Raw genomic sequence first — 13799 nt, 5'->3', positions numbered from 1 at the left:
GGCGATCAGCGGGTCCTCAGTCCTTCACGACCTCCGGCCGGGTGCGACCGCGCATGCCGAACCCGGCCAGCAGCGCACCGAGGCCGCAGAGGACCGCGGTGACGACCACGGCGGTGTGCACACCGTTCATGAACGCGTTTCCGGCGCCCTCGATCACGGCGGCCTTCAGCTGCGCCGGCATGTCGGCCGAAACCGGTGAAACACCCATGGCCACCGCGTCCTTGGCCTCTTCGAAGCCGGCCGCCGCGTTCGCCGGGACACCGGCGGAGGTCAGCTCACCGGTGAGGGTGGAGCCCACCTTGCCGCTGATCAGGGAGACCAGCACGGACGTGCCGAGCGCACCGCCGATCTGCAGGGAGGTGGCCTGCAGCCCGCCCGCGACGCCGCCGTCCTTCCTCGGCGCGTTGCCGACGATGGCGTCGGAGGACGCGGACATCACCATGCCGACGCCCAGACCGATGGCGAGGAACGGCGGCCACATCGCGGAGAACGCGGAATCGGCGTCCCAGGTCAGCATCCACAGGGAGGCCGCCGCCTGGAGGACCATGCCGACGGGCATGGTGACCCGCGGGCCGAAGCGCTGGGTCAGGGCGGCGCCGAGCGGTGCCGCCACCACGGTGGCCAGGCTGAACGGCAGGGTGCGGACACCGGCCTCGACCGGGGTGAAGCCACGCACGTTCTGCAGGTACAGCATCACGAAGAAGATGACACCGAGCATCACGAAGAAGTTGATCGCGGTGACGAGCGTGCCGATGGTCAGCGAGCGGTTACGGAAGAGGCGCATCGGCAGCAGCGGGTGCTCCTGGCGCGTCTCGTACCAGCAGAAGACGGCCAGCACGGCCAGGCCCGCGACGATCGATCCCAGCGTCCCGCCGGAGGTCCAGCCCCAGGTCTCCCCCTTGACCACGCCGAAGATCAGGGCGACCAGGCCGATGGAGAGCAGGAGCACACCCGGGACGTCGAAGCGGTGGTTCCCCGTGGAGTCCTTGCTCTTCGGAAGGACGAACAGGCTGAAGACCAGCGCGAAGACGCCGATGGGGGCGTTGATGTAGAAGACGGACTCCCAGTTGACGTGCTCGATGAGCAGACCGCCGACGATCGGGCCGAGGGCGGTGGAGCAGGACGCCACCATGGCCCACAGGCCCACGGCCATGCCGAACTTCTGGGGCGGGAACACCGCACGCAGGAGGCCGAGGGTGTTGGGGATCAACAGTGCGCCGAAGAGGCCCTGCACGGCACGGAAGGCGATGACGCCCTCGATGGAACCGGAGAGGGCGATCGCGACCGAGGCCAGCGTGAAGCCGACGGTGCCGACCATGTAGACGGTGTGCCGCCCGAGACGGTCGCCGAGCTTGCCGCCGAGGATGAGCAGGGCGGCCATGGCGATCAGATAGGCGTTGGTGACCCACTGCAGGTCGGCGGTGGACGCGTCGAGGTCCCGGCCGATCTCCGGGTTGGCGATCGCGACGACCGAACCGTCGAGGTTGACCATGAACAGGCCGATGGCGACGGCGATCAGCGTCAGCCAGGGATTGGTACGCCTGCTCCTGGGCGCGTCGGATGGACTGCTTTCGGGCAGGGAGGAGGTGTCCACGGTGGTGGAGGACATGCAGAAGCCTTGTCTGTGGAACGGGGGGTTACGTGCCTCGGCTACGACAACGGCGGCGCAGGCGCGGGCACATGGCGGCATCCGGCCGCTGCCGCGCCCGGAGAACCGGTAGCGGCCGTGCTCGGTGGCGGAGTCAGCCGATGGGGGAGTGCAGGTGCCGGTTCAACGAGGTCAGTGCGCCCAGGGCCGCACCGAGAGCGTCGAGCTCTCCCTCGGTGAGGAAGTGCAGCGAGCCCGCCAGGTGGGCTTCCTTGAGAGCCCGCGCCGCGGCGAGCCGCTCCCGGGCCGTGGCCGTCGGGTACAGATGGGCGACCCGCTTGTCGGCCGGGTCCTGCCTGCGCTCCAGCAGCCCACGGTCGGTGAGCTGTGAGACGAGGGCGCTGACGTTGTTCGGCTTCATCAGCAGGGCTTCGGCCGTCTCCCGGACGGTGATCCCTTCGCGCTCCTCGACGAGGAACAGCAGCGCCATCTGACCGTCAGGAAGCCGGGGATGCGGAAACTCCTGTGCGACCTTCCGCTCCAGACCCCGGTGCAGCGCAGGCAGGACCGCCACGAGCGCGGAGGCTACGCGGTCGATGTCCTGGCCGGGCGCGGTGGGGTCGGGCATGCCCCCAGCATAAGTACGGAGTGATACCTATGTCAACATACTTAAATGTGGTGTGAGCCCGACAGGGCGGCCGGGTGGTATATGTGCCCTGAAGAACCCCGAGATGCCGCGCAGGCGGTCGAGAGAAGGACCGTGGACAAGCCGACGCACCTGATCGAGTTCGAGACGATGCTGCTCGGGCGGCACCTCCATCTGAACGTGCCCCGGCGGGGCGGCGGGCACCTCGACCGCAGCGCGTACACCCTGCTGAGCCGCATCCGCATGGAAGGGCCGATGTCCATCGGCCGGCTCAGCGAGGCCTTCGGACTCGACGCCTCCACCCTGAACCGGCAGACCGCCGCCATGCTGCGCGCCGGCCTCGTCGAGCGGATCCCGGATCCGGACGGAGGCATCGCCCGCAAGTTCCGCATCACCGATGCGGGTGAACGCAGCCTCGAAGCGGAACGTACGGACAACATCAGCGGTCTGGATCGGGTCATGGCCGACTGGTCGCCCGAGGAGGTCGGCGTGTTCGCCGCCTGCCTCAGGCGCTTCAACAGCGACATCGAGAACCTCGACGGGCGTCCCTGGCCCCGGCCCTGAGCGCGGGGCGCCCGTTCGGTCACACGCGTGTCCCGCTTGTCGCACGGGTGCAACAGTTCGCCGTGTACCCGTGCCGGGCGGGCCGCTGCTCCTATGATCGAGCGGGCGTCCGGAGACTGGGGGAACAGGGACTCGTGAGACACCTATCGTCGTTGCACAGGCACGGCATTCCGGTACTGGCCCCGCTGGTGCTCCTGGTGGCCTGTTCGAGCGGGGGCGCCGGCACACCGTCCGCCGGGACCCCGGACGCTTCGGCGGCGGCAGGACCGAGCGCGGACACCGCGTCCCCGTCCCGGGTCCTCGACGCCGATCCCGCCCGGCTCCCCAGGGACCGCGAGGCCGCGCTCGACCTCATCGGCCGGGTCATCGCGGACCCCGACAGCTTCGGTCCGGGCGTGGTGAGGCGCAGCCCGTACGAAAGCGGTCCGGCCACCTGGCCGGTGCTCGGCGCCGACTGCGCCTGGCACCAGGAGAAGCCCGCGGGCAACGTCCTCGCCACGCTCACCCGGTCCTTCGAAGTGCCCGCCGCGCAGGGGAAGGGCCCCGTGCGGCTCTCCGCGGTCGTCACCGTCCACCGCACCCGCGAGGACGCGCGGTGGGAGATGGCGGAGTCGATCGAGGAGACGATGCGTTGTCCCACCCAGCAGTTGCAGGAGGGTGAGCGGATCGGCTCGATGGTCTCGGCCGCACTGCTGGGCGGGGAGAGCGGACAGACCACGTCGGAGGACGCGCTGAGCGAGTCCGGGCAGTACTCCAGCACCGCACTCGGCGGCCCGCACGCGTACGTCTGGCAGCAGGCGCAGAGCCTGCGGTTCACGGTCGCCGCGACGGGCAAGGGAGCCGAGGGGCGTACCGAGGAGGAGATCTCCGACCTGGTGGTCCAGGGGATGGCCACGATGCTGGTGCGGATCGAGTCCGCCGTCGAGAAGCAGAGCTGAGGACCCCTGATGGACGTGCTTCGGCCCACGGACCCCGCACGCATCGGCGCGCACCGGCTGCTCGGACGCCTCGGCGCGGGCGGCATGGGGGTGGTCTACCTCGGCCGGACGGACGCGGGAGCGACCGCCGCCATCAAGGTGATCCTCCCGGAGTACGCCGGGGACGAGGAGTTCCGGACCCGGTTCCGCCGCGAGGTCGAGGCCGCCCGCAAGGTGCGCAGCCCCTGGGCCGTCGCGGTCATCGACGCCGAGACCGAGGGCGAACGCCCCTGGCTGGCCACCGCGTTCGTACCGGGCCCCTCGCTCGCCGAGGCGGTCGCACGCTGCGGCCCGCTGCCTGCCCGCAGCGTGCGGGTGCTCGGGCGGCTGCTCTCCCGGGCCCTGAGTGCCGTGCACACGGTCGGACTTGTCCACCGCGACGTCAAACCCGGCAACGTCCTGCTCACCGTCGACGGGCCACGGCTCATCGACTTCGGCATCGCGCGCACCGACGACGCCACCGCGCTCACCGCCACCGGCCTCGTCGTCGGCACCCCCGGATTCCTGTCACCGGAGCAGGCCTCCGGGGACGGTACGCCGCCGGGGCCCGCGAGCGACGTGTTCTCCCTCGGGTGCCTCCTGGCCTACGCCGCGACCGGCAGGCCGCCCTTCGGCAGCGGGGCCGTGGACGCCCTGCTGTACCGCACCGTGCACGACGAACCCGACCTCGCCGGGATCGACGACACCGAGCTGCGTGCCCTGGTCGCGGGCTGCCTGGCCAAGAACCCCGCGGACCGGCCGACGGCGCGGCAGCTGGACGAGCGCATCGTCGAGGACGCCCAGCGGGGCTCGATCGACTGGCTGCCCGAGGACGTCGTACAGCTGATCGCGGACCGGTCCGCCGCGATGCTCGCCCTGCCCGACATCGAGCCCACGGTCACCGAGGAGGCCGTGTCCGCACCGTCGGGCAGACGCCGGTTCCTCGCACTGGCAGCAGGTGGCGCGGTCGTCGCTGCGGGCGGCGGCGCCTTCGCCTCATGGCGGTGGCTGCGCGACGATCCGGCCGGCAGCACCGCGGCGAAGTCCGGTGAACGGGCCTGGACCATCGGGGTGCAGGCCGATCTGTCGGGGACGCGGAGGGCGGCGGGCCGGGCCCAGGAACGCGGGGTGCGCATCGCGGTCGAGCGCTTCAACTCCCGTAAGGAAAAGCCCTTCACGCTCCAGGTCAAGGCACTCGACGACGCGGGCGATCCCGGGCGGGCGGTGAAGGCGGCCGAGGAGTTCGCCCGTGACCGCGACGTGCTCGCCGTCATCGGTCCGACCGGCGACGCGGAGGCCACTGCCGTCCTCAGTGTCTACGACGAGGCGATGCTGCCGCTGATCACGGTGTCGTCGCTGGCGATCGCCTACGCGCCCCGGTCCAAGAAGTCCTTCTTCCAGGCGGCCCCGTCGTACGCCGTCCTGTCACAGCCGATCATCAACAGGCTCGTGCTGCGGCCCGACGTCGAACGGCTCGGCGTGCTGCTCGACCGCGCCGGGGGCCAGGCGGCCTACATGAGCGGCTACGCCGTCAACCTGTTCACCGGGGACCTCACCACAGGGACCACCTGTCCGAGGGTCGTGCCGGCCGGTACACGGGATCTGGGCCCGGTCATCGCGGACATGCTCGCGCACAGGAGCGACGCCTTCTACTACGCCGGCGACGAGGCCGGAGCCGCACGTACCGCACGGGCACTCGCGGCCACCCCGTTCAAGGGACCCCGGATGGCCATGCACACGGTCATGGGCCCGGGGTTCATCAAGAACGCGGGCGACGCCGCCACAGGGTGGGAGTTCACCGCCCCGTACATCGACGCGACCGCCCCCGCCGCCAAGGTGTTCGCCACCGCGCACCGCAGGCGCTTCGGCTCCGCCCCCGCGCACTGGGCGGCCGAGGGACACGACGCGGCCGGCCTCGTCATCGCCGCCCTCACCGCCTTCCCGAAGCGTCCCGCGCGCACCGCACTCGTGGCCCGGATCGCCAGGTCGACGTACAAGGGGATCTCCCGGACGTACGCGTTCGACGAGAAGCAGAACCTGGTCGGCGGCGACGCCTATCTGTACCGGGTCGAGAACGGCCGCTACCGCTTCGTCGGGCCGGCGCCGAAGGCCGGCACCTGACATGCGGCCGCTCACCTCCGACGACCCCCGGACCATCGGCGAGTACCGCACGCTCGTCCGGCTCGGGGCGGGTGGCATGGGCGTCGTGTACCTGGCGCGTTCGCCCGGCGGCGGTCTGGCCGCCGTGAAGGTGATCCGCGCCGAACACGCCGCCGACCCACGTTTCCGCGCCCGCTTCCGGCGCGAGGCCGAAGCGGCCCGGCGGATCACCGGACCGTGGGTCGTCCCCGTGACCGGCGCGGACACCGAGGCCCGCGAACCCTGGCTGGCCACCGGGTTCGTACCGGGTCCCTCGCTCGCCGAAGCGGTCGACGCGCAGGGGCCGTTGCCGGCCGGCACCGTGCGGGCACTCGGCGTCCGGCTGGCCGGAGCGCTCGTGGCGGTGCACGCGGCAGGTCTCGTCCACCGCGACGTCAAACCGGGCAACGTGCTCCTGGCGCTCGACGGGCCGCGGCTCATCGACTTCGGCATCGCACGCCACGACGGCGCCACCGCCCTCACGGCGACCGGCGCGGTGATCGGCACCCCCGGCTATCTGGCACCCGAACAGGCGTCGGCAGGGGAGTCAGGACCGGCCGGGGACGTCTTCTCGCTCGGCTGTGTCCTCGTGTACGCGGCGACCGGGCGGCGCCCTTTCGGCCAGGGAGCGCCGGCGGGCGTACTCTTCCGGACCGTTCACGAGGACCCGGACCTGGAGGGCCTGCCGGCCGAGCTGCTGACCACGGTCACCGCCTGCCTGGCCAAATCCCCTGCGGACCGGCCCACCGCCGCACAGGCCGCGGAGCTGCTGGCAGCCCGGGGAGAGGCGGCGCTGTGGTCGGTGCCCGGGCTGTCCGCGCTGATCGCCGAACGCTCGTCCGCGGCGCTCGCCCTGCCCGGCCCCCTTCCCACGGTGCCGGACCCGGTCCCCGCCGACAAGCCGTCCCGCCGCCGTGTGCTCGTCGCCGGAGCCGCCGGGGCGGTCCTCCTGACCGGCGGCGGCACCGCCGCGTGGCTGACGGGCCGGCGCACAGGCGACTCCGGAGGCCGGTCACCGAGCTCCCGTCCCACGTACACCATCGGTCTGCACGCCGACATGAGCGGGCCCGGCAGAGCCGTCGGGCTGGCCCATCAGCGGGGCGCCCTGCTCGCCGTCGCGGCCCACAACGCCCGTACCGGCGTGGCCTTCAGGCTGGCCCTGCGCACCGAGGACGACACGGGATCCGCCGACGGTGCGCTCAGGGTCGCCGACCGGCTGTCCGAGAGGCCGGAGGTACTGGCCGTCGTCGGCCCGACCACGGACAGCACGCCCGAGGCGGTCGTCGCCCGCTACGGGGAGAGCCGCCTCGCCGCGGTCGTCGTCGCGGCCCGCTCCTCGGCCGGCGTGGGCACCTCCACCTCCCTGTGCGCGATCCGGCCGCCCGACCGTGTGCTGCCCGCCGGTCTGATCCACTACGTGGTCCACGCCAGACCCGCCGAGCGGATCCACGTCATCGAGGACGGATCCGACCCGGCGAGCAGCTGGCCGATCACGAACACGTTCCGCGAGGCCGCCCTGACCGGAACCACACTCACCGTGCACACCGTGAAGGCGGCCGGCGGCTTCGGCCCCGCCGCCCGGTCGGCCGTCTCCGCCCGCGCGGACGCGGTCGTCTTCGCGGGCGGGTCACCCGTCCGGGGCGCCCGCTGCGCCAGGGCGCTGGCCGACGCCGGATTCATTGGGACACGGCTCTCCACCGGGCCCGTCCTCGCCCCGGTCTTCCTCCGGGACGCCGGGGACGCCGGGGAGGGGTGGGTGTTCTCGGAGGCCTGGACCGACCCCACCGCCGCCCCCGCCGCCAAGGCGTTCACCACGGCCCACCGCGCCCGGTTCGACGCCCCGCCCGGCCGCTGGTCCGCCGAGGCGTACGACGCGGTCGGTCTGATCGCCCGCGCCGCCGGCACGACCAGTGCGACGGACGCGGAGCGGGGCGGGGTGGCCCAGCGGCTGTTCCTGCTGGACCACCGGGGCATCAGCCGGCGCGTGTCGTTCCACGGCACCCGCCAGGTGCGGAGCGACACGGGGATGTTCCTGTACCGGATCGAGGGCGGCCGGCCCCGCTGGCTGGGGCCGTACGCGACGGTGTGAAGCGGAGCTGCGGCGGCGCTTAAGAAAACCTCGATGGACCTGGGGTCCGGCGTGCGGCAAGGTCTCTGTGACGGCAGCGAGCGGCGGACGACGTGTTCACCCGCTCCGTCGCCCGTCACCCCCAGCCACCCCGGGCCGCAGGCCGACTTCGGCATGCCCCGGGCCGGGTCATTCGCACGTACCAGGTACAGGGAGCCGCAGCCGTGAAGGCACTCGTGAAGCACAAGGCCGAGCCGGGACTGTGGCTGATGGACGTACCGGAGCCGGAGACCGGCCCCGGGGACGTGCTGATCAAGGTGCTGCGCACCGGGATCTGCGGCACCGACCTGCACATCCGCGACTACGACGGCTGGGCGCAGCAGGCCGTGCGGACCCCGCTCGTCCTGGGTCACGAGTTCGTCGGCGAGGTCGCCGGGACCGGCGCGGACGTCGTCGACATCAAGATCGGCGACCTGGTCAGCGGCGAGGGTCACCTGGTCTGCGGGAAGTGCCGCAACTGTCTCGCCGGGCGCCGGCACCTGTGCCGCTCCACCCTGGGGCTCGGGGTCGGCCGGGACGGGGCGTTCGCCGAGTACCTGGCGCTGCCCGCGTCGAACGTCTGGGTGCACCGGGACGAGGTCGACCTCGATGTCGCCGCGATCTTCGACCCGTTCGGCAACGCCGTGCACACGGCGCTGTCCTTCCCGCTGGTCGGTGAGGACGTGCTGATCACCGGCGCGGGCCCGATCGGCATCATGGCCGCCGCCGTCGCCCGCCACGCGGGTGCCCGCAACGTCGTCATCACCGACGTCAGCGAGGCCCGGCTCGAGCTGGCCAGGAAGGTCGGGGTGAACCTCGCCCTGAACGTCGGCACGGAGACCATCGCCGACGGCCAGCGCCGGCTCGGACTGCGCGAGGGCTTCGACATCGGCCTGGAGATGTCCGGACGCCCCGAGGCCATGCGGGACATGATCGCGAACATGACGCACGGCGGCCGGATCGCGATGCTCGGACTGCCGTCCGCCGAGTTCCCCGTCGACTGGTCCCGGATCGTCACCTCGATGCTCACCGTCAAGGGCATCTACGGCCGCGAGATGTACGAGACGTGGTATGCCATGTCCGTACTCCTGGAGGGCGGGCTCGACCTCGCCCCCGTGATCACCGGCCGGTACGGCTACCGCGACTTCGAAGCCGCCTTCGACGACGCCGCGAGCGGTCTCGGCGGCAAGGTCCTGCTCGACTGGGCCGCCTGAAGCTCCTCGTACGCACCCGTATACACCTGGGAGACACCCCTCATGTTCGATTCCGTACGCGACGACCTGCGCACCACCCTCGACGAGATCCGCGACGCCGGACTCCAGAAGCCCGAGCGGGTCATCGGCACCCCGCAGTCCGCCACCGTCGCCGTCACCTCCGGAGGCCGCGCGGGTGAGGTGCTCAACTTCTGCGCCAACAACTACCTGGGCCTCGCCGACCACCCCGAGGTCGTCGCCGCCGCCCACGAGGCACTGGACCGCTGGGGCTACGGCCTGGCGTCCGTCCGCTTCATCTGCGGCACCCAGGAGGTCCACAAGGAGCTGGAGCAGCGGCTCTCCACCTTCCTCGGGCAGGAGGACACGATCCTCTACTCCTCCTGCTTCGACGCCAACGGCGGAGTCTTCGAGACGCTGCTCGGCCCCGAGGACGCGGTGATCTCCGACGCCCTCAACCATGCCTCGATCATCGACGGCATCCGCCTCTCCAAGGCGAAGCGGTACCGCTACGCCAACCGCGACATGGCCGACCTGGAACAGCAGCTCAAGGAGGCCTCCGGGGCGCGGCGCCGCCTCGTCGTCACCGACGGCGTCTTCTCCATGGACGGCTACGTCGCCCCGCTCGCCGAGATCTGCGACCTCGCCGACCGCTACGACGCCATGGTCATGGTCGACGACTCGCACGCCGTCGGCTTCGTCGGCCCCGGCGGCCGGGGCACCCCCGAGCTGCACGGCGTCATGGACCGGGTCGACATCCTCACCGGCACGCTGGGCAAGGCCCTGGGCGGCGCGTCCGGAGGTTACGTCGCCGCGCGCGCCGAGATCGTCGCGCTGCTGCGCCAGCGCTCGCGCCCGTACCTCTTCTCCAACTCGCTCGCCCCGGTCATCGCCGCCGCCTCGCTCAAGGTCGTCGACCTGCTGGAGTCCGCGGGCGACCTGCGCGAGCAGCTGAATGCCAACACCGCGCTCTTCCGCTCCCGGATGACGGAGGAGGGCTTCGACATCCTGCCCGGCGACCACGCCATCGCCCCCGTCATGATCGGGGACGCGGCGAAGGCAGGCCGGATGGCGGAGCTGCTCCTCGAGCGCGGTGTGTACGTGATCGGGTTCTCCTACCCCGTCGTCCCGCAGGGCGCCGCGCGCATCCGCGTCCAGCTCTCCGCCGCGCACTCCAGCGACGACGTCGACCGTGCCGTGGACGCGTTCGTCGACGCACGGGCCGCGCTGGAGGCGTAGGACCGGACCGGCCAGGAGGCGGGGAACCCTCTCACGACCTGGGACAATGGGCGCATGATCGATGCTCGACGGCTGCGTGTCCTGCGTGCGGTGGCCGACCACCGCACGGTGACCGCCGCGGCCGCCGCGCTGTATCTGACCCCCTCGGCGGTCTCCCAGCAGCTCGCCGCGCTGGAGCAGGAGACCGGCCACCGGCTGGTCGAGCGCGGGGCGCGGGGCGCCCGGATGACCGCAGCCGGGGAGATCCTGCTGACCCACGCCAACGCGGTCCTCGCTCAGCTGGAACGGGCGGAGGCGGAACTCGCCGACTACAGCGCGGGCGTCGCGGGGACGGTCACCGTCGCCGCGTTCGCCACGGGCATCGGACTCGTCCTCGCACCCGCGATCGCCGAGCTCCACCGCACCGCGCCGGGCATCCGGGTCCGGGTGCAGGACGCCGAGGGCGACGCGAGTGTGCCGATGGTGCTGGACCGCCAGGTCGACGTGGCGGTCGCCGTCGAATACCGGGGCGCGCCCGGCGCCGACGACCGGCGCCTGACCCGGGTGCCGCTGTACTCCGAGCCCTTCGACGCGGTGCTGCCGGTCGGTCACCGTCTCGCGGGCCAGGACCAGGTGGCCGTCGCCGATCTCGCCAAGGACACGTGGATCGGCCCGTACCCCGGCAACCCGTGCCACGACGTGGTGGTCCTGGCCTGCGAGTACGCCGGCTTCGAGCCCCTGCTGGAGCACTCGTCGGACGACTTCCACGCCGTGGTCGCCCTGGCCGGGGCGGGCGCCGGGGTGGCGCTGGTGCCCCGCTCGGCGCTGCGTGGCACGGAGCTCGGCCGGGTCGTCGTCCGGCCGGTGGAGGGCGCCGCTCCCACCCGGCGGGTCTTCGCCGCGGTACGGCAGGGCGCCGAGGGGCACCCGCTGATCAAGCCGGTCCTGGAAGCGCTGCGTGCGGCGGCCGGGCCCGTGTGACGTCCTGGGCCCGGGGTCACGCGGGCTGCAGCAGGTCCCACCGGTTGCCGTAGAGGTCCTCGAACACCGCGACGGAGCCGTACGTCTCGTGCCTCGGCTCCTCCAGGAAGCGGACCCCGGCGGCCAGCATCCGCTCGTGGTCACCCGCGAAGTCCTCCGTGTGCAGGAAGAAGCCGACCCGGCCGCCCGTCTGCGCCCCGACACTCGCGTGCTGGACGTCGTCCTTGGCGCGTGCCAGCAGCAGGCCGGTGCCCGTGGTGCCGCGCGGCCGCACGACGACCCAGCGGGAGCCGTCGTCCCGGTCCGTGTCCTCGACCAGTTCGAAGCCGAGGGCGCCGGTGTAGAAGGAGAGGGCCTCGTCGTAGTCGCGGACGACCAGCGTGACCAGGGCGATGTGGGACATGGGGATCCTCGTCCTCGGGAATGCGGCTAGTTATACGTAACACTAACGTGGGTGTGGCCGGTCCGGGGACAATGCCCGTCATGGACACGAGCGACCTCGCCGCGCTGACCGACCGCGCCCGCCGACTCGCCGGCGGCCACCGACGGATCCTCGGCATCGCGGGAGCGCCCGGCGCCGGGAAATCCACGCTGGCCGCCCGGATCGTCGCAGGGCTCGAAGGGCGCGCGGTCCTCGTCCCGATGGACGGCTTCCACCTGGCCGGGGCGGAGCTCGAACGCCTCGGCCGGGCGGGCCGCAAGGGCGCTCCCGACACCTTCGACGCCGCCGGATACGCCGCCCTGCTCCGACGCCTGCGGAACCCGGGGGAGACCTGCCCGGTGTACGCGCCCGCCTTCGACCGGGCGCTGGAGGAGCCGGTCGCCGGATCCGTGTGCGTTCCCCCGGACACGCCGCTCGTCGTGACCGAGGGCAACTACCTGCTGCTGGACGAGGGGCCCTGGGCGCCGGTGCGCGGGCTGCTGGACGAGGTGTGGTTCCTGGACGCCGATCCGGCGGCCCGGGTCAGCGGGCTCGTGGAGCGGCACGTGCGCTTCGGGAAGCCCCGCCCGCACGCCGAGCGCTGGGTCGCCGAGTCCGACGAACGCAACGCCCTGCTGGTCGAGCGGCACCGCGACCGTGCCGACCTCGTCGTACGGCGCCGCTGAGCCCGCCCGGGAACGTCCCGTATCCCGCTCGCGTCCGCCGGGGCGGGCGGGCAGGATGCTGAGTGCCGCGTCGCCCGCCCAGGAGGTCTCCCATGCCCAGCACCGATCAGCCCGTGCCCTTCACCGCCGACGACTACCGGGCCAGGATGACCCGCGCCGCCGAGTCGGCCGACGCCGCGGGCCTGGCCGGTGTCCTCGTGGCGCCGGGTCCCGACATGGTCCACCTCACCGGCTACCGGCCGACCGCGGACACCGAGCGCCTCACGCTGCTCGTCCTGCGGGCGGGCCACGACCCCGTCCTCGTCGTCCCCGCCCTGGAGGCGGCGGACGCCGAACGCGCGGCCGGTTCCCCCGCGCTCACCCTGCGGGACTGGACCGACGCCGCGAACCCGTACACCCTGACCGCCGGACTCCTCGACGCCAAGGGCCGGTTCGGGATCAGCGACAACGCCTGGGCCCTGCACCTGCTGGCCCTGCACAAGCTCCTCCCCGACACCTCCTACGCCTCGCTCACCGAGGCGCTGCCGATGCTGCGCGCCGTCAAGGACGCGGCCGAACTGGAGCGGCTCGCCGCGGCCGGGGCCGCTGCCGACGCGACGTACGAGCAGATTCTGAAGGTCCGCTTCTCCGGCCGCCGGGAGAGCGACGTGGCCGCCGATCTGGCCGCACTCCTCACGGAACACGGACACTCCCGGGTCGACTTCACGGTGGTCGGCTCCGGACCGAACGGCGCGAACCCGCACCACGAGGCGGGCGACCGCACCATCGAGCAGGGCGACATGGTGGTCCTGGACTTCGGCGGGCTGATGCACGGCTACGGGTCCGACACCTCCCGCACGGTCCACGTCGGCGAACCCACCGCCGAGGAGCAGCGGGTCCACGACGTCGTACGGGAGGCGCAGGAGGCCGGCTGCCGTGCCGTGCGGCCCGGGGCGGCCTGCCAGGAGATCGACCGGGCGGCCCGCGCCGTCATCACCGAGTTCGGCTACGGCGAACGGTTCATCCACCGCACGGGCCACGGCATCGGCGTCACCACCCATGAACCGCCCTACATGATCGAGGGCGAGGAGCAGCCGCTCGTGCCCGGGATGTGCTTCTCCGTGGAGCCGGGCATCTATCTCCCCGGCCGCTTCGGCGTCCGCATCGAGGACATCGTCACGGTCACGGAGAGCGGGGGCAGGCGGCTGAACACCACCGCCCGCGCCCTGGCGGTCGTCGAGTAGGGCCCGGCCTCAGTCCTGCGGCTGGCGGTCGCGGAACCGGTGCAGCACGTCGTAGGGAT

12 protein-coding genes are annotated in these 13799 nt (G+C 72.5%); 9 read left to right on the top strand and 3 right to left on the bottom strand.

Annotated elements, in window-relative coordinates; all coding sequences use genetic code 11:
- Positions 1-16 precede the first annotated feature (16 nt).
- Both ACFYQ5_RS30750 and ACFYQ5_RS30745 read right to left on the bottom strand, forming a co-directional pair.
- Positions 17-1609 (bottom strand): MFS transporter, encoded by a 1593-nt coding sequence (locus ACFYQ5_RS30750; RefSeq protein ID WP_389202275.1) that lies wholly within the window; start codon positions 1607-1609, stop codon positions 17-19.
- A gap of 133 nt (positions 1610-1742) precedes the next feature.
- A complete protein-coding gene (locus ACFYQ5_RS30745; protein ID WP_389202273.1) occupies positions 1743-2216 on the bottom strand; it encodes a MarR family winged helix-turn-helix transcriptional regulator in 474 nt (157 codons plus the stop codon).
- 81 nt (positions 2217-2297) lie between these two features.
- Between ACFYQ5_RS30745 and ACFYQ5_RS30740 the strand changes: the two genes are divergently transcribed.
- The 7 genes from ACFYQ5_RS30740 (at position 2298) to ACFYQ5_RS30710 (ending at position 11410) form a co-directional block, all read left to right on the top strand.
- Positions 2298-2798: a MarR family winged helix-turn-helix transcriptional regulator gene (locus ACFYQ5_RS30740; protein ID WP_389202270.1), complete on the top strand. Its 501-nt coding sequence runs from the start codon at positions 2298-2300 to the stop codon at positions 2796-2798.
- 134 nt (positions 2799-2932) lie between these two features.
- Positions 2933-3736: a hypothetical protein gene (locus ACFYQ5_RS30735; RefSeq protein WP_389202269.1), complete on the top strand. Its 804-nt coding sequence runs from the start codon at positions 2933-2935 to the stop codon at positions 3734-3736.
- 9 nt (positions 3737-3745) lie between these two features.
- Positions 3746-5875, top strand: coding sequence for a bifunctional serine/threonine-protein kinase/ABC transporter substrate-binding protein (locus ACFYQ5_RS30730; protein WP_389202267.1), 2130 nt, complete (start codon positions 3746-3748; stop codon positions 5873-5875).
- Between the two features lies 1 nt (position 5876).
- Positions 5877-7982 carry a bifunctional serine/threonine-protein kinase/ABC transporter substrate-binding protein gene (locus tag ACFYQ5_RS30725; protein WP_389202265.1) on the top strand — a complete coding sequence of 702 codons (2106 nt, stop codon included), beginning with the start codon at positions 5877-5879 and terminating at the stop codon, positions 7980-7982.
- 203 nt (positions 7983-8185) lie between these two features.
- Positions 8186-9214 (top strand): L-threonine 3-dehydrogenase, encoded by a 1029-nt coding sequence (tdh, locus tag ACFYQ5_RS30720; protein WP_389202263.1) that lies wholly within the window; start codon positions 8186-8188, stop codon positions 9212-9214.
- 42 nt (positions 9215-9256) lie between these two features.
- Positions 9257-10450 (top strand): glycine C-acetyltransferase, encoded by a 1194-nt coding sequence (locus tag ACFYQ5_RS30715; RefSeq protein ID WP_389202261.1) that lies wholly within the window; start codon positions 9257-9259, stop codon positions 10448-10450.
- 54 nt (positions 10451-10504) lie between these two features.
- Positions 10505-11410: a LysR family transcriptional regulator gene (locus ACFYQ5_RS30710; protein WP_389202260.1), complete on the top strand. Its 906-nt coding sequence runs from the start codon at positions 10505-10507 to the stop codon at positions 11408-11410.
- A 16-nt stretch (positions 11411-11426) separates the two neighbouring features.
- Here the strand turns inward: ACFYQ5_RS30710 and ACFYQ5_RS30705 are convergent, their stop codons facing one another.
- Positions 11427-11813: a VOC family protein gene (locus tag ACFYQ5_RS30705; protein ID WP_389202259.1), complete on the bottom strand. Its 387-nt coding sequence runs from the start codon at positions 11811-11813 to the stop codon at positions 11427-11429.
- An 80-nt stretch (positions 11814-11893) separates the two neighbouring features.
- Between ACFYQ5_RS30705 and ACFYQ5_RS30700 the strand changes: the two genes are divergently transcribed.
- Positions 11894-12517, top strand: coding sequence for a nucleoside/nucleotide kinase family protein (locus ACFYQ5_RS30700; protein ID WP_389202258.1), 624 nt, complete (start codon positions 11894-11896; stop codon positions 12515-12517).
- Between the two features lie 92 nt (positions 12518-12609).
- Positions 12610-13740, top strand: a complete 1131-nt coding sequence (locus tag ACFYQ5_RS30695) for a M24 family metallopeptidase (RefSeq protein ID WP_389202256.1) — start codon at positions 12610-12612, stop codon at positions 13738-13740.
- Positions 13741-13799 lie beyond the last annotated feature (59 nt).

Source organism: Streptomyces sp. NPDC005794 (assembly GCF_042871445.1).
GTDB lineage: Bacteria > Actinomycetota > Actinomycetes > Streptomycetales > Streptomycetaceae > Streptomyces.
Note: the sequence above shows the minus strand (reverse complement) of the source record. Positions and strands in the feature narration are given on the sequence as shown.

What these genes read in the sequence shown, in the direction of transcription:
- ACFYQ5_RS30710 (WP_389202260.1), top strand. Translation starts at nt 10,505, where the DNA reads ATGATCGATGCTCGACGGCTGCGTGTCCTGCGTGCGGTGGCCGACCAC.
- ACFYQ5_RS30740 (WP_389202270.1), top strand. Translation starts at nt 2,298, where the DNA reads ATGTGCCCTGAAGAACCCCGAGATGCCGCGCAGGCGGTCGAGAGAAGG.
- ACFYQ5_RS30715 (WP_389202261.1), top strand. Translation starts at nt 9,257, where the DNA reads ATGTTCGATTCCGTACGCGACGACCTGCGCACCACCCTCGACGAGATC.
- ACFYQ5_RS30695 (WP_389202256.1), top strand. Translation starts at nt 12,610, where the DNA reads ATGCCCAGCACCGATCAGCCCGTGCCCTTCACCGCCGACGACTACCGG.
- ACFYQ5_RS30750 (WP_389202275.1), bottom strand. Translation starts at nt 1,609, where the DNA reads ATGTCCTCCACCACCGTGGACACCTCCTCCCTGCCCGAAAGCAGTCCA.
- ACFYQ5_RS30700 (WP_389202258.1), top strand. Translation starts at nt 11,894, where the DNA reads ATGGACACGAGCGACCTCGCCGCGCTGACCGACCGCGCCCGCCGACTC.
- ACFYQ5_RS30705 (WP_389202259.1), bottom strand. Translation starts at nt 11,813, where the DNA reads ATGTCCCACATCGCCCTGGTCACGCTGGTCGTCCGCGACTACGACGAG.
- ACFYQ5_RS30745 (WP_389202273.1), bottom strand. Translation starts at nt 2,216, where the DNA reads ATGCCCGACCCCACCGCGCCCGGCCAGGACATCGACCGCGTAGCCTCC.
- ACFYQ5_RS30725 (WP_389202265.1), top strand. Translation starts at nt 5,877, where the DNA reads ATGCGGCCGCTCACCTCCGACGACCCCCGGACCATCGGCGAGTACCGC.
- ACFYQ5_RS30730 (WP_389202267.1), top strand. Translation starts at nt 3,746, where the DNA reads ATGGACGTGCTTCGGCCCACGGACCCCGCACGCATCGGCGCGCACCGG.